Annotated in this window: 20 protein-coding genes and 1 pseudogene; 10 read left to right on the plus strand and 11 right to left on the minus strand. The window is 37.4% G+C overall.

All coding sequences use genetic code 11. From position 1 onward, the window contains the following. Positions 1 to 107 precede the first annotated feature (107 nt). The 6 genes and pseudogenes from N824_RS19995 to N824_RS20020 all read left to right on the plus strand — a co-directional run bounded on the left by N824_RS19995 (position 108) and on the right by N824_RS20020 (position 7557). Complete coding sequence (locus N824_RS19995) at positions 108 to 830, plus strand: hypothetical protein (protein WP_048906918.1); 723 nt, start codon at positions 108 to 110, stop codon at positions 828 to 830. Positions 831 to 908: 78 nt separating this feature from the next. After that, positions 909 to 1703 (plus strand): thymidylate synthase, encoded by a 795-nt coding sequence (locus N824_RS20000; protein ID WP_048906919.1) that lies wholly within the window; start codon positions 909 to 911, stop codon positions 1701 to 1703. Beyond that, a complete protein-coding gene (locus tag N824_RS20005) occupies positions 1700 to 2185 on the plus strand; it encodes a dihydrofolate reductase (protein ID WP_048906920.1) in 486 nt (161 codons plus the stop codon). The genes N824_RS20000 and N824_RS20005 overlap by 4 nt, the downstream gene beginning before the upstream one ends. Positions 2186 to 2317: 132 nt before the next feature. Next, positions 2318 to 5286 (plus strand): annotated as a pseudogene (secDF, locus tag N824_RS20010) (protein translocase subunit SecDF). Between the two features lie 83 nt (positions 5287 to 5369). Then, a complete protein-coding gene (locus tag N824_RS20015; RefSeq protein ID WP_048906921.1) occupies positions 5370 to 6704 on the plus strand; it encodes an NAD(P)/FAD-dependent oxidoreductase in 1335 nt (444 codons plus the stop codon). Continuing rightward, positions 6682 to 7557, plus strand: a complete 876-nt coding sequence (locus N824_RS20020; protein WP_235207218.1) for a hydroxymethylglutaryl-CoA lyase — start codon at positions 6682 to 6684, stop codon at positions 7555 to 7557. Before N824_RS20015 ends, N824_RS20020 begins: the two co-directional genes overlap by 23 nt. 5 nt (positions 7558 to 7562) lie before the next feature. On the opposite strand, the gene N824_RS20025 is transcribed toward N824_RS20020, so the two are convergent. Next, entirely contained in the window at positions 7563 to 7997 is a 435-nt protein-coding gene (locus N824_RS20025) for a GNAT family N-acetyltransferase (protein WP_048906923.1), read from the minus strand. A gap of 88 nt (positions 7998 to 8085) precedes the next feature. Next, positions 8086 to 9165, minus strand: a complete 1080-nt coding sequence (gene fbaA / locus N824_RS20030) for a class II fructose-bisphosphate aldolase (protein ID WP_048906924.1) — start codon at positions 9163 to 9165, stop codon at positions 8086 to 8088. A 228-nt stretch (positions 9166 to 9393) separates the two neighbouring features. Here fbaA and accD point away from each other — a divergent pair, with 228 nt between their 5' ends. Next, on the plus strand, positions 9394 to 10239 hold the full coding sequence (accD, locus tag N824_RS20035) for an acetyl-CoA carboxylase, carboxyltransferase subunit beta (protein ID WP_048906925.1): 846 nt from the start codon (positions 9394 to 9396) through the stop codon (positions 10237 to 10239). A 64-nt stretch (positions 10240 to 10303) separates the two neighbouring features. On the opposite strand, the gene N824_RS20040 is transcribed toward accD, so the two are convergent. From N824_RS20040 to glmM, 4 genes are all read right to left on the minus strand, one after another. Beyond that, positions 10304 to 12595 carry a GH92 family glycosyl hydrolase gene (locus tag N824_RS20040; protein WP_048906926.1) on the minus strand — a complete coding sequence of 764 codons (2292 nt, stop codon included), beginning with the start codon at positions 12593 to 12595 and terminating at the stop codon, positions 10304 to 10306. Positions 12596 to 12617: 22 nt separating this feature from the next. Continuing rightward, complete coding sequence (locus tag N824_RS20045; protein ID WP_048906927.1) at positions 12618 to 13295, minus strand: basic secretory protein-like protein; 678 nt, start codon at positions 13293 to 13295, stop codon at positions 12618 to 12620. Positions 13296 to 13456: 161 nt separating this feature from the next. Continuing rightward, positions 13457 to 14605 (minus strand): cysteine desulfurase family protein, encoded by a 1149-nt coding sequence (locus tag N824_RS20050; protein ID WP_048906928.1) that lies wholly within the window; start codon positions 14603 to 14605, stop codon positions 13457 to 13459. Positions 14606 to 14612: 7 nt separating this feature from the next. Beyond that, positions 14613 to 16001, minus strand: coding sequence for a phosphoglucosamine mutase (gene glmM, locus N824_RS20055; protein WP_048906929.1), 1389 nt, complete (start codon positions 15999 to 16001; stop codon positions 14613 to 14615). 200 nt (positions 16002 to 16201) lie between these two features. Here glmM and N824_RS20060 point away from each other — a divergent pair, with 200 nt between their 5' ends. The 3 genes from N824_RS20060 to N824_RS20070 are packed head-to-tail and all read left to right on the plus strand — an operon-like array spanning position 16202 to position 18218. Further along, positions 16202 to 16933, plus strand: a complete 732-nt coding sequence (locus N824_RS20060) for a bifunctional 2-polyprenyl-6-hydroxyphenol methylase/3-demethylubiquinol 3-O-methyltransferase UbiG (RefSeq protein WP_048906943.1) — start codon at positions 16202 to 16204, stop codon at positions 16931 to 16933. Then, positions 16930 to 17493 carry a phosphatase PAP2 family protein gene (locus N824_RS20065; RefSeq protein WP_048906930.1) on the plus strand — a complete coding sequence of 188 codons (564 nt, stop codon included), beginning with the start codon at positions 16930 to 16932 and terminating at the stop codon, positions 17491 to 17493. The genes N824_RS20060 and N824_RS20065 overlap by 4 nt, the downstream gene beginning before the upstream one ends. Next, positions 17493 to 18218, plus strand: coding sequence for a ZIP family metal transporter (locus N824_RS20070; RefSeq protein WP_048906931.1), 726 nt, complete (start codon positions 17493 to 17495; stop codon positions 18216 to 18218). The genes N824_RS20065 and N824_RS20070 overlap by 1 nt, the downstream gene beginning before the upstream one ends. A 7-nt stretch (positions 18219 to 18225) precedes the next feature. Here N824_RS20070 and N824_RS20075 read toward each other — a convergent pair whose 3' ends face one another. Genes N824_RS20075 through N824_RS20090 form a run of 5 tightly spaced genes read right to left on the minus strand, consistent with a single transcriptional unit; the run spans position 18226 to position 21239 of the window. Next, the gene (locus N824_RS20075; RefSeq protein WP_048906944.1) at positions 18226 to 18675 is read right to left on the minus strand and encodes a MarR family winged helix-turn-helix transcriptional regulator; all 450 of its coding nucleotides are present in this window, start codon (positions 18673 to 18675) and stop codon (positions 18226 to 18228) included. Between the two features lie 11 nt (positions 18676 to 18686). Next, positions 18687 to 18845 (minus strand): DUF5522 domain-containing protein, encoded by a 159-nt coding sequence (locus N824_RS31405; protein ID WP_161662344.1) that lies wholly within the window; start codon positions 18843 to 18845, stop codon positions 18687 to 18689. Next, positions 18845 to 19786 carry an exonuclease gene (locus N824_RS20080; protein WP_048906932.1) on the minus strand — a complete coding sequence of 314 codons (942 nt, stop codon included), beginning with the start codon at positions 19784 to 19786 and terminating at the stop codon, positions 18845 to 18847. The genes N824_RS31405 and N824_RS20080 overlap by 1 nt, the downstream gene beginning before the upstream one ends. After that, the gene (coaE, locus tag N824_RS20085) at positions 19786 to 20382 is read right to left on the minus strand and encodes a dephospho-CoA kinase (RefSeq protein ID WP_048906933.1); all 597 of its coding nucleotides are present in this window, start codon (positions 20380 to 20382) and stop codon (positions 19786 to 19788) included. The genes N824_RS20080 and coaE overlap by 1 nt, the downstream gene beginning before the upstream one ends. Next, complete coding sequence (locus tag N824_RS20090) at positions 20382 to 21239, minus strand: YbbR-like domain-containing protein (protein ID WP_235207219.1); 858 nt, start codon at positions 21237 to 21239, stop codon at positions 20382 to 20384. The genes coaE and N824_RS20090 overlap by 1 nt, the downstream gene beginning before the upstream one ends. Positions 21240 to 21752: the final 513 nt, after the last annotated feature.

The raw sequence follows: 21752 nt of genomic DNA on the forward strand, positions 1-21752 counted from the left end.
CCTAGAACAAGGTGGACACAATATGTAATCGCAGTTTAGCCATAATGGATACAGCAATAAAGATCCGGGCAACAAACTGAAAACTAACCAAACAATAAACTTAAAGAATGGGAAAATTTGATGGGAAACAAATAGTTGGCCTTGTGGGCCCTATAATTTTTAAAAAGGGAAAAAGCGGGACTATCGTACAAACAAAAGCAACAAAGGTAAATCAGTCGGCAGCCACTAAAGAAAGTGCCAGCATATTCGGAATAGCCAGTGCGTTTTCAAAAAACTTACGCGTAGATCTGACAAATATTACACAGAAGTTTTATGATAGAGGGATGGTTAATCGCTTAAACGCACAAAACCGCGCCATCTTTGAACAATGTTATAATAAAGACACCAAAAAATTCACTTTTAATGAGACAAGCCTTAGTCGCCTGGCCGGGTTCGAATTTAACCTCGAATCGCCGTTAATAAACAGTCTGTGGGTTACGCCACAAATAAACATTTCAGAAAACAGCTTAACCCTAAACCTGCCCGCTTTTGAAGTACCTGCAGAGCTAAAATTCCCGAATAATGCGAATACGTGTGGGCTCACAGTTTTCCTTAGTTTGTATATGCCAGATCAGGAGTTTCACGACCCTCCTGCTTATCAAAGTTTAGAAATTAATAACGATCAAAAAAATATACCGGCGCAAGAATTTACTTTTGAAGTTCCGGATGGTTGCTTATGTATTGTGGGCATAAAAATTGCCTATTTCTGGCGCTCACAAAACATTAAAACCGTAATTAATCACAAAAATTTTAACCCGGCTGGAATATGTGGGGCCATCGTCACACCGTGAACATTTGTTGCTTTAGAATCCATAAACATTCTATATAATATGTACTTTTGTAACAAATAGCCTTTTTAAATTAATCAGATGAAACAGTATTTAGATTTGATGCAACATGTGCTTGATCATGGCACACAAAAACATGACCGTACCGGAACCGGCACCATCAGTGTATTTGGATATCAGATGCGGTTTAATTTGCAGGAAGGCTTCCCTATGGTTACCACAAAAAAACTGCACTTAAAATCAATCATCCATGAGTTGATCTGGTTTTTAACCGGCGATACCAATATTAAGTATTTAAAAGATAATGGTGTAAGGATATGGGATGAATGGGCTGATGCCGATGGCAATTTGGGCCCTGTATACGGATCGCAATGGCGCTCATGGCCTAAACCTGATGGCGGACATATTGACCAGATAGAGCAGATCATCAATACCATTAAAAACAACCCGGATTCCAGACGTATCATTGTATCGGCATGGAACGTTGCCGAGGTAGAACATATGGCGCTTCCACCCTGCCATGCATTTTTCCAATTCTATGTTGCAGATGGAAAATTAAGCTGCCAGCTATATCAGCGTAGTGCCGATATATTTTTAGGAGTTCCTTTTAATATTGCTTCTTATGCGCTGCTAACCATGATGGTTGCTCAGGTGTGCGGTTTGGAGTATGGTGACCTTATTCATACCCTTGGCGATGCCCATTTATACAACAATCATATTGAACAGGCAAAATTGCAATTGAGCAGAGACCCTAAGAAATTGCCTGTAATGGAAATAAACCCTGAGGTTAAAAACATCTTCGATTTTAAATTTGAAGACTTTACGTTGAAAGATTATGAAGCTCATCCGCATATTAAAGGAGTAGTAGCAGTATGATCGTATCAATTGTAGTAGCTATTGACCAAAATAATGCCATCGGTAAAAACAATCAGTTATTGTGGCATTTACCAGCAGATCTAAAGCATTTTAAACAAATAACCAGCGGACATACCATTATTATGGGCCGAAAAACCTATGATTCTATTGGCAGACCACTACCCAACAGACGTAACATCGTGATTACAAGAAATACTGACCTCGCCATTGAAGGCGTTGAGGTAGTAACTACTCTTTATGATGCTTTAGCACTTTGCGATAAGGACGAAGAGGTGTTTATTGTAGGTGGTGCGCAAATCTATGAACATGCACTCGGCAAAACTGATCGCATCTATCTGACCACCGTACACCATACTTATGATGCAGATACATTCTTTCCTGAAATAGATAAACAGACCTGGAAAGTAATAAATTCTGAAGATCATGAGCCTGATGAAAAAAATGTGGTAGCTTACACATTTTCGACACTTGAGCGGTATTAAACAATCTTAAAAGCAAATAGTTGGAGGCCTATAATAAAAACTTTCATAACGTGGCCTATTAATTAAAAAAATAATTAGATTTGCCGACTTGTTAAAAAAATATATAGCATATAGACTAATAATTACAAACAAATGCAGGGTAAAGGTTTTATAAAATTTATGGCGATACTTTTAGGTATCGTCTGTGTGTATTCTCTCTCATTCAACTTTGTTACTTCTAAAGTTGAAAAAGACGCAAAAGCTTATGCTAAAGGAGACCTGGATAAGGAAAAAGCTTATTTAGATTCGATGGCAACAGTACCGGTGTATCCTCTTTTTGGATTTAATTACCAGTTCTGTAAAGAAAAAGAAATAAACCTTGGTTTAGACTTAAAAGGTGGTATGAACGTAACGATGGAAATATCGTTATCAGAACTGGTTAAATCTTTAGCCGGAAATACTGATGACGCTAATTTCAACAAAGCGTTGGTTACTGCTCAAACTCAATTGAACGCTGGCGGAAAAGATTTCATTAACTTATTTGTTAACGAATTTGAAAAACTTTCTCCTAACGTAAAATTAGCTGACTTCTTTTCTAATCAAGACAACTCTAAACTTCTTAAACCTGATGCCAGCAATTCGGAAGTAAAAAACTTCTTATCTAAAGAAGCTACTAGTGCTATTGACCGTTCATTCGTGATCATCAGAAGTCGTATCGATGGTTTTGGAGTAGTAAGTCCAAACATGCAAAAACAAGAAGGTACTAACCGTATCCTTATTGAGATGCCAGGCGTTCAGGACAAAGAAAGGGTTCACAAATTATTACAAGGTTCTGCAGAATTACAATTCTGGCAAGTATATAACAACGAAGAGGTGTATCCGGTTATGGAGAACATCAATAAAACACTTGCCTCAACTTTAAAAGTTGCTGATACAAGTGCCGCTTCAAAAACTTCAACAGATACTACTGCTGMTNRATCNSGAAWGWAMRKTMRMTRGNWYTAGYARAAAATAAAGACACTAAAGATTCGGCCGGAGTTAAAAACTCTGAACTGGCAAAATCTAATCCTTTGTTTTCTGTATTAAACGTACCTACTTACCAAGGTCAGAACGGCCAGCCTTCGTTACGTCCGGGACCGGTTGTTGGTTGGGTTGCTCAAAAAGATACTGCTAAAGTAAACGCTTACTTTAAAAGACCTGAAATTGCTTCTATCATTCCTCAGAGTTACAAATTCATGTGGAGCGTTAAACCGATGGACATTGCTCAATCTGGTGGCGCTAAGATTTTCGAATTATACGCAATCAAATCTCTGTCTTCTGATGGCAAGCCTGATTTAGGTGGTGAAGCGATTAGTGATGCCCGCCATGATTATGATCAAAAAGGTCGTCCTGAGGTAACCATGTATATGACTGGTGAGGGTGCTGCAAAATGGAAAAAAATTACTGCTGAAGCTTCTGCTGATCCAAACAATAAAAAATCTATCGCTATTGTACTAGACAATACTGTTTACTCTGCTCCTACTGTACAAAATGAGATCCCTAACGGTATTTCTTCTATCACTGGTAGTTTCACAGTTAACGATACTCAGGATTTAGCAAACATCTTAAAASCGGKTAAACTTCNTGCTCCTGCAAGAATTGTTGGTGAATTTGTTGTTGGCCCTTCACTTGGTGAGGCTGCTATACACAATGGTTTATTGTCATTCGTACTTGCATTTATTGTGATTCTTGTATTTATGGCTTTATATTATAATAAAGCTGGATGGGTTGCTAACCTTGCATTGGTGATCAACTTGTTCTTTATCATGGGTATTTTAGTATCATTAGGTGCGGTGTTAACATTGCCTGGTATTGCAGGTATCGTGTTGGTAATTGGTTTATCAGTAGATGCGAACATCCTTATATTTGAACGCGTAAGAGAAGAGCTTACTTTAGGCAAACCTACTCCTGTAGCTATCAAAGAAGGTTTCAAACATGCAATGTCATCTATCATTGACTCAAACGTTACTGTATTTGTGTTGGGTGCTATTCTTTACATCTTCGGTAGTGGTCCGGTTCAAGGTTTTGCAACTACATTATGTATCGGTATCTTATCATCTCTATTCTGTGCGGTATTGATCTCACGTTTAGTTTTCGAATACCTTTTAGATAAAAAATCTAATATCACGTTTGGTAACAAACATACTATCCACGCATTTAAAAATATTGCTTTCAACTTTGTTGGTCATAGAAAACTTTATTACTCTATTTCTACTGCGATCATTGTTTTAGGTTTTATTTTCTACTTCAAAAATGGTGGCTTAAACCTTGGTATTGATTTTAAAGGTGGTAGAACTTATATCGTTCACTTCGACAAAGGAATGCACACAGAAGATGTTAAAGCTAGTCTGAATGCATCTTTCCCTGAGTCAGAAACTATCGTTAAAACTGCAGGTGCTGATAATGAATTAAAAATTACAACTACTTACCACATTACTGATCAGGATCAGGGTGCTGATAAATTAGTTGAGAAAGCATTACACGAAGGTTTAGCAAAAACCGGTGTTAAGTATACTATTGAAAGTAATGAAAAGGTAGGTCCTATAATTGCGAGTGATATTGTTTACGGAGCATATGGAGCAATTCTATTCTCTTGTTTAGTGATGTTCTTCTATATCGTAGTAAGGTTTAAGAAACTAAACTATGGTTTAGGTGCCGTTATCGCATTGTTCCATGATGTGCTTCTTGTACTTTCATTCTACACAATTTTAGATGGTGTATTACCATTCTCACTAGAGATTGGCCAGGATTTCATTGCGGCTATCTTAACGGTAATGGGTTACACCATGACGGAGACAGTTGTTGTGTTTGACCGTATCCGTGAGAAACTTGCTGAAAGCGGTAAAGAAGATCTTCATGGTGAGGAACGTAATAAATTAATCAACTTTGCATTGAACAGTACTTTGAGTCGTACTATTTTGACTTCACTAACTGTATTCTTCGTATTACTTGTAATCTTCATCTTCGGTGGAGCTAGTATCCGCGGATTTATCTTTGCCTTATTGATTGGTCGTATCATTGGTACATATTCATCATTATGTATTTCTACTCCTATCGTTATCGATCTTGGTAAAAACAAATAAGTAATTACTTACAAATGATAATTAAAGGCACCCTTTTTGGGTGCCTTTTTGTTTGTTATGTATATTTACCAAAATTGATTTTTATGGAACAACGTTTTCCTAAAGGCAACAAACCCAGAATTGTAATTGTAGGCGGTGGCTTTGGTGGCATTGAGCTGGCAAAGAAACTGCGAAATAAGGACATCGAAGTAATTATGCTCGACAAACATAATTACCATACATTTCAGCCATTATTATATCAGGTTGCTACGGGAGGTTTAGAGGCCGACTCTATAGCTTTCCCACTAAGAAAAATCTTTAAAGGCCAAAAAAACCTAACCTTTAGGGTTACTGAAGTTAAAAAGGTTTTGCCTCTTGAAAATGCAATAGAAACTACCATTGGTATTTTTGAATACGATCACCTTGTAATTGCTACAGGATCAACCAGTAACTTTTTTGGGCAAGATGAGATTGAGCACAATGCCATGCCCATGAAATCCATTCCAGAGGCATTAAACCTTAGGAGTTTATTACTTCAAAATCTGGAATCAGCACAAATCGCTACAGATAAGCTTACCGAAGCTGAATTGTTGAATTTTGTAGTTGTTGGCGGTGGGCCAACCGGTGTTGAAACCTCAGGCGCAATCGCGGAACTTAAAAAACACGTTTTAAAAAATGACTACCCTGAATTAGACCTTAAAAAAGTAAATATATTTTTGATAGAAGGTTCTCCTGAATTATTAGGAGCAATGTCTGTTCAGGCACAAAAGAAATCTGAAGAATTTCTTAGCGAGCTTGGTGTAACTGTTATGACCAATTCTCGTGTTCAATCTTACGACGGGAAGCAGCTAATTCTTGTTGATGGCAGGATTATTCCTACTTCAACTGTAATTTGGTCGGCCGGAGTAAAGGGAGTGGTAATAGACGGATTAAATCCGCAATGTGTAGTCAGGGGAAATCGTGTAAAGGTTAATGAAATCAGCAGAGTTGATGGTCATGATAATATTTATGCTATTGGGGATGTAGCCGCAATGATTACAGAAGAATTCCCTAATGGCTATCCAGGTGTTGCACCGGCAGCGATACAACAGGGAAAGCAACTTGCCGAAAATCTGATCAATATTATTGGAAACAAACCCACAGAACCTTTTAAGTACTTCGACAAAGGGGCAATGGCAACGGTAGGCAGAAACAGAGCGGTTGTAGATATCCATAAAGTTAGGTTTCAAGGGATATTTGCCTGGTTTACCTGGATGTTTGTTCACTTAATGACACTTGTTGGCTTTAGGAATAAACTGGTGGTATTTGTGAACTGGGTATGGAGCTATTTTAGTTACGACCGCGGAACAAGGTTAATTATCCGTCCCTTTTTAAGGGGGAACCCGGAACCTGAAGTAGTAGACCCCAAACCTGTTAATGATGAAGCAAAAGTCAATTAAGCTTATTGAGTGCCCACGTGATGCCATGCAGGGTATTCATGATTTTATAGATACTGACGTTAAAGCAGCATATATTAACCTTCTCTTGCAAGTCGGATTCGACACCATCGATTTCGGCAGTTTTGTATCTTCCAAAGCGATTCCTCAGTTGCGGGATACTCGTGATGTGTTAGCTAAGCTTGATTTGAGCGCTACACGATCTAAACTCCTGGCTATTGTAGCTAATTTGCGCGGTGTTGAAGAAGCGGTTGTGCACAATGAGATAACTTACCTGGGCTTCCCTTTTTCTATCTCAGAAACGTTTCAACAAAGAAATACCAATTCAAGCATCGCCCAATCAATGGATACGGTAAAACAGATGCTTGAGCTGTGCTATAAAAACAGTAAAACAGCAGTTGTTTATTTATCTATGGGCTTTGGAAATCCATATGGGGATGAGTGGAATGTAGAAATAGTTGAAAAATGGGCAGATGAACTGGTTGCAAATGGCGTGAAGATACTTTCATTGTCGGACACCACTGGTGTTTCTTCTCCTAGAAAAATCAGAGAGATCTTACCGTCTCTGGTTAAGAGATTTGAAAACACAGAGATCGGCTTGCATTTACACAGCACACCCAATACGCGCTTTGAGAAAATTGACGCTGCTTACGAAAGCGGTTGCCGAAGATTTGATAGTGCGTTAAAAGGATTTGGAGGCTGCCCCATGGCTACGGATGATTTGACAGGCAATCTGGCCACAGAAGAACTCATTACCTACTTAGAAAGCAGGAATGAAGCCTTAAACCTGAATATGGATAAGTGGAAGGAAGCTGTTCTGTTTTCACAACAGGTTTTCCCCCTTGGATTAGTTTAAGTTTACTAAGCGTGATGGTGTTTTTTAACCATTTTATAATGCTGTATACCAGCCTCTTCAAATTGATCGCCCTCTGCTATAAAGCCAAATCTCGAATATAACCTCATTGCATCCAGCTGCGCATTTAAATAAATGTAATCTGCATCAGAAGGTAAGTCAGACAAGGCTGCTGCTAGCAGGGCCTGTCCTATTCTTTTTCCTCTATACTTTTTTAGTACAGCAAAGCGTTCTAATTTATATCCATTTTCTGTTTTGCGCCAACGGCATGCGCCACAAGGTTCGTTGTTTAACAATGCCAGAAAATGTTTGGAAACATCTTCATTTTCCCATTCCAGCTCTGGAGGGCAATTCTGCTCTTCAACAAAAACGGTTTTTCTAATTGCAAATACCTTATCCAAATCTTGCGGATTGTTTACCTTAATTACCTGAAGTGCGTCCATGATTTCTATTTATTTTTAGCTTTTAAATGCAACAAAAAAAGCGCCACAAGTACAATTCCTGTGGCGCTTTATAACTTTTACCCAAGGATTATAATTTGTCGCTTGCGTCTTTACAATTTAAATCTTCAAATGCTTGTGTTAAACGTTTAACAAAGGCTTCTTCACCTTTACGTAACCAAACACGAGGATCGTAGTATTTTTTATTCGGTTTATCTTCGCCATCAGGATTTCCGATTTGAGCTTGAAGATAAGCTTCATTCGCTTTATAGTAATCTAAAATACCTTCCCACATCGCCCACTGCATATCTGTATCGATATTCATTTTGATAGCTCCGTAAGAAATAGCTTCTCTGATCTCTTCCTGAGAAGAACCAGAACCACCATGGAATACAAAGTTAATAGGTTTATCAGCAGAAATATTAAATTTCTCTTTTATGAAATCCTGAGAGTTTTTAAGAATTACTGGTTGTAATTTAACGTTACCTGGTTTATAAACACCATGAACGTTACCAAACGCAGCTGCAACAGTGAATTTATCACTTACTTTGCTTAATTCCTCGTAAGCATAAGCTACTTCAGAAGGCTGAGTATATAATTTAGAACTATCTACATCGCTGTTATCAACGCCATCTTCTTCACCACCTGTAACACCAAGCTCGATTTCAATGGTCATGCCTAATTTAGCCATACGCGCTAAATATTTAGCAGAGATTTCCATGTTCTCTTCGATAGACTCTTCAGATAAGTCAAGCATGTGTGAAGAAAACAATGGTTTTCCAGTTTCTGCAAAGAATTTCTCGCCATGATCTAACAATCCGTCGATCCATGGTAATAATTTTTTAGCAGCATGGTCAGTGTGTAATATTACAGCAACACCATAATGTTCAGCCAATAAATGAACGTGTTTAGCTGCAGATACTGCACCTAATACGCAAGCATTCAGGTTATCATTATTTAATGTTTTACCCGCGTAGAATTGTGCTCCACCGTTAGAAAGTTGAATGATCACAGGTGAATTAACTGCTTTGGCAGTTTCCATTACTGCATTAATGGTATTTGTACCGGTAACATTTACTGCTGGCAAAGCAAATTGATGTTTTTTAGCCTGTTCAAATAATTCCTGAACGGCATCTCCGTAAATTACGCCCTTGTAGCCTTTTAAACTCATTTTTTATAATTTTATATCTGCCGAAGTTAGGAAAAATATCACTTTGGGCAAATCAATAAGGGGATTATTTTCAATTAAAACGTATTGTTTAGGCTTGGTAATGAAGCGATCATGAGTTATTTTATGTTTTTCATATGATTTGCGTACTCATAATCGTTTAACTAAAGTATCCTTAAACTGTTCTAATTTTTTTTTGTTTCTTTGTAATCGCATTTTTCAAGAAATAACATGGCTTGGTTTAAAAGAGAGAAAAAAGGTATTAGTACGCTTACTGAAGAAAAAAAAGAAGCGCCAGACGGTTTATGGAACAAGTGTCCGAATTGTAAAAAAGCATTACATACTGCCGATCAAATAGAGAATAAATATGTTTGCCAATATTGTGACTATCATTTAAGAATAGGGTCTAAGGAATATTTTCAGGTATTATTTGACGATAATAAGTTCGCCGAGCTTTTCTCAAATTTAACATCAGGAGACCCCTTGAATTTTACAGATAGCAAGCCTTATACTGAAAGGTTGGTAGAGAGCATGACTAAAACAGGCTTAAAAGACGCCATTAGAGCTGCTCACGGTAAAATAGAAGGTGAAGACATCATTATAGCTTGTATGGATTTCAATTTTATTGGCGGATCTATGGGTTCAGTAGTAGGTGAAAAAATTGCCCGTTCTATTGATTATGCAATAAAACATAAAGTTCCATTTTTAATGATCTCTAAGTCTGGAGGTGCGCGGATGATGGAAGCTGCATTCTCGTTAATGCAAATGGCCAAAACTTCGGCAAAGCTGGCGCTATTAAGTCAGGCTAAAATTCCTTATATATCTTTGCTTACAGATCCAACAACTGGTGGTGTAACTGCTTCTTATGCAATGCTTGGTGACATTAACATTGCTGAGCCCGGTGCTTTGATTGGTTTTGCCGGTCCAAGGGTTATTAAAGAAACGATAAAGAAAGATCTTCCTAAGGGTTTCCAAACTGCAGAATTCGTTTTGGAACATGGTTTCCTTGATTTCATTGTAGATCGCAGGATGATGAAAGCTAAGCTTGCTGCTTTCCTTAAAATGATGAAGAACTAGAAAAATACCATAATAAAAAAGGCCAGGTAAATATTTACCTGGCCTTTTTTATGCTTAGCAAATACTATTTTCCAGTGTCTGTTGAAAGCGAATAAGGGAAATCTGACTCGTTAGCGCCTCTTTCTTTATTCGGGGTCTCAGACATATCAAAATCTAAAGTAGCACCTTGCAATAAAGTAGAGTGGCTTAACCAGTTTTTAGAATATGGTTTACCGTTATACTTTAAGGTTTGTACGTACTTGTTATCAGCACTGTTTTTTGGTGCATTGATAGTGATCGTTTTACCGTTCTCTAGATTAAGCGTAACCTTTTTAAACAATGGAGCTCCGATAACATATTGATCTACAGCTGGTGTTACAGGATAAAATCCTAAAGCAGAGAACACATACCATGCAGATGTTTGTCCGTTATCCTCATCTCCACAATATCCATCAGGTGTAGCTTTATACATTCTATCCATCGTTTCGCGTACCCAATATTGAGTTTTCCATGGTGCGCCAGCGTAGTTATATAAATAAATCATATGCTGGATTGGCTGATTACCATGAGCATACTGGCCCATGTTGGCAATTTGCATTTCGCGGATCTCGTGGATCACACCGCCATAATAGCTATCATCAAACACCGGAGGAAGTGTAAATACTGAATCCAGTTTTTGAACAAATTTATCTTTACCGCCCATTAATTTAGACAATCCATCAATATCCTGGAATACTGACCATGAATAATGCCAGCTGTTTCCTTCTGTAAATGCATCACCCCATTTGAATGGGTTAAAAGGAGACTGGAATTTACCATCTTGATTTTTACCACGCATTAAACCTGTTGAAGGGTCAAACAGATTCTTGTAGTTCATACTGCGTTTTTTATAGATATCTATTTCAGAAGCAGGTTTGCCTAATGCTTTACCTAGTTGATAGATCGCAAAATCATCATAAGAATACTCCAATGTTCTTGCTGCATTTTCATTAATTTTTACATCGTAAGGCACATAACCTAATTCATTGTAGTATTTAACACCGCGACGACCTGTAGCTTCAGGACCTTCATTATTAGCGCCATGTTTTACAGCATCCCATAATGCATTGATATCGTAACCACGCATTCCCTTAATATAGGCATCAGCAACAACAGAAGCAGAATTATTTCCGATCATACAATCAGAATAGCTAGGACTTGACCACTCAGGCAGCCATCCGCCCTCTTTATAATCGTTCACTAAACCTTCTTGCATTTCTTTATTAATAGATGGATAAACAAGGTTAAGGAATGGATATAATGCTCTGAATGTATCCCAGAAACCTGTACCAGCAAATCTGTAACCGGGAGCTGTTTTACCATTGTATGGGCTATAGTGTACTATCTTATTGCTCTTATCTACCTCATACATTTTGTGCGGGAAGAATAAAGTGCGGTATAAACTTGAGTAAAAAGTACGAACCTGATCTATAGTTCCGCCTTCAACAGAGATTTTGCTAAGTGTTTTGTTCCACACCGCTTTTCCTTTTTGTTTAGTTGTTTCGAAACTATCGTTTGATAATTCTCTTGTCAGGTTGATATCTGCCTGCTCAAAGCTGATAAACGAAGAAGCAACTTTCATATTAACCTGCTCTCCTTTTTCAGTTTTAAACCCTATGATAGCACCTGAATGATCACTTTGCAACTCCAATGTATCTTTTGCAAGGTTTTTACCTCTCCATGCATTTGCAGATGTAAAAGGTTTATCAAAGTAAATAACAAAGTAGTTTTTAAAGTTTTCAAGCTTACCGCGGCTGTATCTGGTACTATAACCAATTACTTTACGTTCGCCAGGTATTATTTTGATGTATGAACCTTTATCAAAGGCGTCAATAACAACATAAGAATCATTTGTTTTTGGGAAGGTAAAACGGAACTGAGCAGCTCTTTCTGTAGGAGTAATTTCTGTTGTCACATCGGCATCAGCCAAATAAACGCTATAGTAGTAAGGCTTAACAGTTTCAGATTTATGAGAATACCAACTTGCTCTGTCATCCTGATTAAATCTCATTTTACCTGTTACAGGCATTACTGAGAACTGACCGTAATCATTCATCCATGGAGACGGCTGATGAGTTTGCTTGAATCCTCGTATCTTATCAGCGTCGTAGGTATATGCCCATCCGTCGCCCATTTTACCAGTTTGTGGTGTCCAAAAGTTCATTCCCCATGGCAAAGCTATCGTTGGATAGGTATTTCCATTAGACAAGTCTGGTTTACTTGCAGTACCCATTAGCGGATTAATCCATTCAACAGGATCCGTTACTTTGCCCACTGTCTGTGCAAACAGGGCAGAGGATGCCAGAACTAATGAGGCGGTTAAAAATTGTTTAATCATGGTTTAAAAATATCAAATGTGGTTATAATGCTGGGTTTTCTGAATATGCTTTCCACAGGCCATCTAAAGATTTACCTGTTTCTTTTTGCCATATTTCGTTTGTATAGGCATGATCGCGTAAACTTGAATCTAGTTTTTTAACAATCCCTTTGTTGTCATGATTTTCTAACCATGCCAGGAATCGTGCAGTGATTCTGTAACTGTTTTTATAAGTGTGCGTGCTTTTAAGTTCAGGGAGCGTCCAACCTGCCCCAGGATTATCAACTCCAAACTTATAACGTACATAGTCGGCAATGCCCTCAGTCAGCCATCCCGGTCCGTTACTACGTCCGTAATTTTGAACGATATGCATTACCTCATGGGTTACCACATCTAGATCTCCCGGGAATTTCTTGAAATAGGCTGCGCTATAAGTTACTTTTCCTGCTCCGGTAGCAGCAACTCCATCATAAGCCGTATCAATCACAAAATAGACTTCTTTGTTGGTGTTTGGATTATACTCCTGACTAAGCAATGGATAAACTTTAAAGAAAGTTTCAATCATTCTCTTTTTTAGGGCAGGATCAAATGTTGGGTCCTGGCTGGTAAAATTAAGGGTAAGACCATCTTTTTTAATTGTTTCGGTCTCCTGAGCTTTTAAATGATGACTGAAGATCATCGTTAAAGCCATGGAAAGTAATACTGTTGTGGTTCGTTTCATATTAAATTCTGAAAAATTAAACGATTTAGCACACAAATAAACATAATAAAATGAAGATTCCCTAGTTGATAATGGTAACAAAGTAATAATAAAAGATCAGAGTTACGAAAAAAAGCCATCATTTGAAGATGGCTTTTAATAATTTATACTAAAAATGTTAACTATACGGTCACATTTTGACTCACAATCTGTTTCACTTTCTCGACTACAAAATCAAGTTCTTCTTTTGTATTGTATTTGCTGAACGAGAATCTTACCGACGGGCGGTTAGGATCAGCTGCTATACCGGTGAGCACATGCGACCCGATATTGGACCCTGATGAACAAGCACTTCCACCTGATGCAGAAATGCCGTTAATATCAAGGTTAAACAAAAGCATATCAGCCATGTCCATTGCCGGAAAAGAAACATTTAAAACAGTATATAAGCTTTTTTCAGGTTCAGTCTCTCCATTAAAAAAGAGATCAGGCACTTCATTACTTAACCTATCTTTCAAATATGTCTTTAATCCTTGTACATGCCGTTGATGCTCCTCCATTTCTGCATATGCTATTTGCAAAGCCTTTGCCAGGCCTACAATACCATAAACATTTTCTGTTCCACCACGCATATTGCGTTCCTGTGCACCTCCAAAAATCATCGGACTGATTTTTATAGAATGGTTAACGTATAGAAAGCCAACGCCTTTTGGACCATGTAATTTATGGGCAGCACAAACGATAAAATGAGCTTTCAGCTTTCTTACATCGTGCACATAATGCCCCATGGTTTGTACAGTATCACAATGATAAATGGCATTATATTGTTCGCAGATATCACCTACCCTTTCTATATCTGTTAATGTTCCCAATTCATTATTTGCATGCATTAGGGATACAAAAGAACGCTCATTGTTTTTAAGCAGTTCTTCAAGATGGTCATAGTCGATATTGCCTTTTGCATCCACGTTAACAAAGCTCAGCTTATCAATTATACCTTGGTCTAAAAGCATATTAAGCGTGTGTTCTACCGCATGGTGCTCAATTTTAGAGGTAATGGCATGTTTTATATTAAAGGCAGCAATACCGCAACGGATGGCTGTATTATCAGCCTCTGTACCTCCTGATGTAAAGAAAATTTCTGCAGGTGTTGCATTTAAAAGCCCGGAAACAGTTTTTCTGGCCTTTTCGATTAATGTACGTACCTCACGTCCCTGGGCGTGTATGGATGACGGATTACCATAATAAGAATTCATCACCTTAACCATTTCCTCTATCACTACTGCATCCAGGGGTGTAGTTGCAGCATTATCTAAATAAATTCTTTCCATTGTTTTACTAACTCAGTTTTAATATTTCTTTGATGTCGGAGATTAATTTTGTAGCTAAACCTTCGGCTACAGTTTCAGATCCGGCTTCACTATAGATACGAATAATTGGTTCTGTGTTTGATCTGCGAAGGTGTACCCATTCCTTATCAAACTCAATTTTTAATCCATCTATTGTACTGTTTGGCTGATTCTTATATTTCTCCTGAACCTTTACCAATAAGGCATCAATATCCATTTCGGGAGTTAATGTGATTTTATTTTTAGAAATGTAGTACTCAGGGTAGCTCTTGCGTAAAAGAGAGATAGACTTGCCAAATTTAGCTAGATGAGTTAAGAACAAAGCTATTCCAACTAAAGCATCGCGACCATAGTGAAGTTCAGGGTAGATAATTCCTCCGTTACCCTCTCCGCCAATAACTGCATTTGTAGCTTTCATTTTGTTAACTACATTAACTTCACCTACTGCAGATGCATTATATGTTCCGCCAGAACTTTCAGTTACATCTCTGAGCGCTCTTGTAGAAGATAAGTTAGATACTGAATTACCTGGTGTGTTTTTAAGGATGTAATCTGCTACGGCTACTAAAGTATATTCTTCGCCAAACATAGATCCATCTTCGCAAACAAAGCATAAACGATCTACGTCAGGGTCAACAACAATACCAAGATCAGCATTTTTGCTCTGTACAACTTTAGCAATCTCTGTTAAGTTTTCAGGGAGCGGTTCCGGATTATGAGGAAAATGGCCATCAGGTTCACAATACAACTCATAAACAGTTTCAACTCCTAAAGCTTTTAGCAAAGCAGGTACAAATATACCACCTGTTGAGTTAACACAATCAATTGCAATTTTAAAATTGGCAGCTTTTATTGCTTCAACATCTACTAATGGAAGCGCGAGAATAACATCAATATGCTTTTGCAAATATGTATCATTGCTTATCACTTTACCTAAATCATCAACATCAGCAAATGCAAACTCAGATTTCTCCGCAATTTCCAGAACATCCTTTCCATCTGCATCACTAATAAATTCACCTTTCTCGTTAAGGAGTTTCAATGCATTCCACTGTTTTGGATTATGGCTTGCTGTTAAAATTATACCACCACCGGCATTTTCCATTGGAACAGCAATTTCAACAGTTGGAGTGGTAGATAAACCAAGGTCGATTACTTCAATACCCAAACCTTGCAGGGTACCGATAACCAGGTTATTTACCATTTCGCCAGATATCCTGGCATCGCGGCCCAGAACAATTCTTTTGTTATTTGTTTTGCTGATTACCCATGAACCATAGGCTGCAGTGAATTTTACAATATCGATTGGGGTTAAACCATTACCGGCAATACCACCGATTGTCCCCCTTATTCCAGAAATAGATTTTATTAGTGTCAATTTGTTGATTATTTTTTTTCCAAAAATAACAAAAAATAGGCAAAGCAGGTTAACTCAGCACCATGCATTCGTAAAATTATGCTTTATTTCCTTTGCTGTCTATTTAAAATTTTTCGTAGCGGAGGTAGCGATAAAATTGTTTTATGATAACAATTTTATCTAAGTTTGTTTTTTTTCTTAAACATCAAAATACAGGCTCTATGCAGCGAAAATGGTTCCAATATTGGTTTAACTCTCCTTTCTATCACATACTATATAGTCAGCGCAATGATGCCGAAGCAGAGTTTTTAATTGATAACCTTTCTGCTTACCTGAAGCCAGCCGCAAATTCCAGAATTTTAGACATCGCCTGCGGAAGAGGTCGACATTCAATTTACCTTAATAAAAAAGGTTATGATGTAACTGGAATTGACTTATCAGAGCAAAGTATTAAATACGCCCAGCAATTTGAACAAAAGAACCTTCATTTCTTTGTTCATGACATGCGCAAGCTTTCTTTTATCAACTATTTTGACATTGCAATGAACCTATTTACGAGTTTCGGCTATTTCGAAACGGAAAAGGAGCATGTTAATGCAATGAAGGCGTTCAGAAAAAGCTTAAAAGAAGACGGAACTTTGGTGATAGACTATTTCAACACGCAAAAGATCCTTAAAAATCTCACGCAGCAAGAGATTAAAACCGTAGAAGGTATTGAATTTCACCTGCATAAATTTGTAGCCGAGGGGAAAATTATTAAACATATAAATTTCGAGCATAGAGATAAACCTTATGCGTTCGAAGAACGTGTGCAGGCTTTTACTCTTCAAGATTTTGAACGCATGTTTGAGAAAAGCGGACTAAAGATAGCGGCTACCTTTGGAAGTTATGGCTTAGATCCTTTTGATGAAAGCAAATCGGACAGGTTGATACTAATTTGCAAAAAAGCATGATAGAAAGTTTACAACAATTTGATGTAGAACTTTTTCTTAAGATCCATAGAGGCCTTGCTAATCCATTTTTTGATTGGCTGCTCCCCTTAATGCGCAATCGTTATTTTTGGGCGCCATTATATTTGTTCATCATTATTTTCTCATTTATTGAGTACAAAAAGAAAGGCTGGTACATCATTGGGATGTTACTTGTTACATTTGCTATTGGTGATATGGTTGCATCAAGACTTATTAAACCTGCGGTGGCAAGAATAAGACCTTGTAATGAAATAACGCTGGTTGATGACATCATTCACCGTGTGCCTTGTGGAAGTGGCTATAGCTTCCCTTCTGCGCATGCTACAAATCATTTTGCAATAGCTGTATTTCTTATCTTTGTATTTTACGACAGATGGAAACTAATACTACCAATTGGCCTTTTCTGGGCATTTATTATTTCGTTCTCTCAGATTTATGTAGGTGTTCACTACCCTATTGACACTATGGTGGGTGCAATACTTGGTACACTTATAGGCTTATTCACATCAAAAATTTATAAAAAACTACAACCACAGTTATAATGGAAATCTGGAAGGTATTAATTCTATTTCTTAGCGCATTTTTGGGAGGGTCTGCCATTTTTTTAGTTAAAAGCGACAAATCCCAACTTTTAAAACTGATTCTCTCTTTTAGTGGTGCCTATTTATTTGCGATAACTGTTTTACATTTAATTCCAGATGCATACAGTGGTTCTGATCCGCAGGAAATTGGAATATTTATTCTTATAGGTTTCTTATTACAGATATTTTTAGAGCAATTTTCTGAAGGCGTAGAGCATGGCCACATCCACAAGCACCATGAGACACAAGTATTTCCATATGGAATTATGATTAGTCTTTGCCTTCATGCTTTTCTTGAGGGAATGCCTTTGGCTAAGGATCAGCATAATGCTTTGATATTTGGGATTTCACTTCATCACATCCCTGCTGCTTTTGCATTAGCTAGTATTTTAATGCAAAACCAATTTAAAAAGAGTAACATCATCATTTACACTGGGATTTTTGCCGTAATGGCCCCCCTGGGATTCTATGTAAGCTATGGACTTAGCAATGGAACAATTGGCGGTATTGAAAATTATTTCAACAGGATTATGGGAATTGTAATCGGTATATTCTTACACATTTCTACTACCATATTATTCGAATCAAGCGTAGATCATAAAGTATCAAAACGCAAAATGATTGCAGTGTTGTGTGGTATAGCGATTGCGTTAATTGGGTATTTTAGCTCTGGTCATTCACATTAACAAGGCATTAGCCTCTCATTTTATCAAGTAAATCATTTAATATAGTAGCTTCCTGCTCGGTTAAATTTGATGAGATCAGTACTGAAAGACTAATCTCCTGATCCATCAGTTCAAGCAATTCCAGGCCTTTATCACTTATTTTAATATCTACGGCTCGTTTATCTACAGCGTTTGACTCTTTTACTACAAGTCCTTTTTGCACCAGTCTATCCACTATTCTTGAAGTATCACTCATTTTATCGAGCATTCTTGATTTCAGAAGATTTATGGTAGCTGGACTAGGATTTTGCCCGCGCAAAATTCTTAAAATATTAAATTGCTGAGTAGTAACCTCAAAAGGCAGGATCGTTTGTTTTAATTTCTCCGTACACCAATTACTGGTATGCCACACATTTACAATGGCCTGGTGATGGATACTTTCAAATTTTGTGGTAAGCGTTTCTTTCTGCAACTGCATCTTTTCGTTCTTTATTTGTCTGGTGGTGTAGCTTTTATTTTTTGCTTTCCAAATCCCCATGGACAATGTTTACACTTATTTTTACAGCAATAACCACGTTTTAAGTGATAAGCTTCTGTAAAAACCATAAAGCCATTTTCATTGAAGTAATAATCTACACCTTCTTTCATCAGTTAAGCAATTTCACTACCAAACTTTTTTCGTAATGTTTCTTTAAATGGTATCCATTACCATGATTTGTCCAAATTTGTTTAGGCTTTACCTTTTCTATGGTTAAAATTATATCATTCCAATCGGCATGATCTGATATGTACAATTGAATTTCATGGCTACTTTGAAGGTGTTTCCAGCCTGTTGCGAATATCCTGATAACGTTAATTGCCTTAAAATAGCTCTTAAAAACCATTGGCGGAACCATATAAACCATGTTTGTATGATTATTCTTCATTACCTTACGGTCATAGATCTCATACTTACCTAAATTTACTCCCATTTGCTCATATATTTTCACAAAAGGTAACATACTATAGTGAACAAGTATCCTTTTTTCTGTACAGTAATCATTCATCAAACTGATCAGACGCTGGCATTTCCCTAACGCGTATGCACCAAGCATAATATTACTGGTTGTTGAACTCAGCTTAATTATTTCTTCCTCAGCAATTGGGTGTTGTGTTTCTGGATCAGCAAACGTAGTTTCAGTTATCAAGACATCTGCTTCTACAAATTCCACTGGTTCACAGGTTTTATCGGGTTGGAGTTTATAATCGCCGGTATAAAGATACTTTACACCTTGGTACTCCATTAGCACCATAGCAGAGCCTAAAATATGTCCTGCCGGAATAAAGGTTACTTTAACCCCATTCACATCAAAAGTTTTATGATAGCCCATGATGTAGAATTCTCCACCTGCAAACTTCTTGTATCTATGATGCATAAATAAAGAGGTTGCCATGGTACAGTACACATTGTGGTTACCTCCAACAGCATGATCACCATGGGCATGCGAAATGACCGCATTTTTCACTGCTTCTTTTGGGTCCAGATAAAAATCACCATACCTGCAAAACAGACCGGTCTTATCGATCTCTATAAAATCTTCTAATATCATTAAGGTTTGGTATTGAGAAACAGCTGATGTAGATCCATTACCTGATTAATAAGGGAATCTGTTTCGTTGTTTTTGATCAGGTAATCAGCCATCTGTATTTTCTTTTCGTCGGTAAACTGCTTATCCATTCTGGCTTTTACCTGATCGGCAGTTACTCCATCGCGTTTCATTACGCGATCTAATTTGAGTTCCAATGGTGCAGTAACGAGAATGTTCTTATCACACATTTTGTAAGAACCACTTTCAAACAATAAAGCAGCTTCTTTAAGTATATAAGGAACCTTTTCGGGCAATTGAATAACCCAGTTATCGAATGCTCTAAAAACTGCAGGGTGAACTAATCCGTTTAACTTGGCCAGCTCCCCGGCATCGTTAAATACAATACCAGCGATATGCTTATTATTTAATATATCTCCAGGCAGATAGCTTTCTTTGCCAAAGGTATCTTTAACACCCTGGATTAGAATAGCATCATTTACCATAATTTCTTTAGCTACGGTATCGGCATAGAATACGGGGACCCCCAACGTTTCAAAAATTTTGCAAATAGTAGTCTTCCCGCTACCAATTCCTCCTGTAATCCCTACTTTTAACATTATTTCTCAATTATAAAATCAATCTTCTCGGGAACAATATTCACCAATTTACAATAATCCGGAAAGCGGGTTATTTTAACTCTTAGCTGATTGTGTTTTAAATCTCTCCATTCATCCAAATCTACAACAGCATCTATAAAGTTCTCATTAATCTGCTGATATTTTGACAAAGCCACCAAAAAAGTGATTTTAACCTTCTTTGGATATAGTTTAACGCTATAATAGTCTTTATTATTTATGATTCTCAGGGACAGATCAATTGTTTTTTCTGTGAACTCATCGATAGGTACCTTTACCTCTGCACTTGTAGGAAAAATACTTACGTTCTTCATCTTATTCTGCGTCATAGCTATCCTTGAAACAGTGGTATTTTGAGCATCTGTAAGCTTTAAAGAATCGGTTGGCCAATCTTTAATTTTTTTAAGTTCTTCTTCCGGTCCGGATAAGGTCACATATTTAGGGATGATCTCAATATCTTCTGAAATACCGTATTGCTTTGCAAAACTAAAATTAGACACCAATTTTACTGGCACTCTTTTAACAGTTCTTTCAGAAAAGTCAAAATAAAGTGTATCCGGTTTTACGGAAATTATCTTTTGTGAAGTTTCCAACTGCCTGTTAACATTAAACAATTGCTCAGAAAAAAGAATGAAATTACGGTTATTTAATTTTTCCAGATTGATAGCTATTGACTGAGGTTTAACCCTTAAGCGTGCAAATAACAATTGCCACCCCGTTCCTTCAACCTGCAAATCAACAGTATCGGACTGAAGTGCATGAAAGGCTCGTTTTTGAGGAAAATTCTTATAAACCAATACTGTTTTAGCCGTGTAAACGTACTTATTATTTAACGCCATTAGCAACCACGCTGCTACTGCAAGAAGTAAACAGGTGATTAAAACGAGGAATCGCTTCCGTTCTATTTTTGTGAGTTTTATAAAGGGCATCGCTGTAAAAATACGAATAATCTGTTAGTAAGACCACATGCATAAAAAAAGGTCTGCGCCATCATGTTGGTACAGACCTTTTTTATGCTCCTAGTCATCCTGAATTTATTTCAGGGCCACTGAAGAGTAAATGCATTATACAAGTGCGAGATCCTGAAATAAATTCACTGTTGTCCGGAAAAAAATATGGGCTAGCTGTTAAGCTAGCCCTTTGTTGATATATTTGAGTTACCACACTARWATCATCAGCATGGTAACTAWGTGGGTATAGGTGTCAAAATGCTTGTAATAATGATCGTACTTTCCGGTACGGGCTAAGACCTTTTTTATGCTCCTAGTCATCCTGAATTTATTTCAGGGCCACTGAAGAGTAAATGCATTATACAAGTGCGAGATCCTGAAATAAAAGCTAAGATCGGAAGA

Origin of the sequence: Pedobacter sp. V48, from assembly GCF_000523515.1 — a bacterium.
Taxonomy (GTDB): Bacteria; Bacteroidota; Bacteroidia; order Sphingobacteriales; family Sphingobacteriaceae; genus Pedobacter.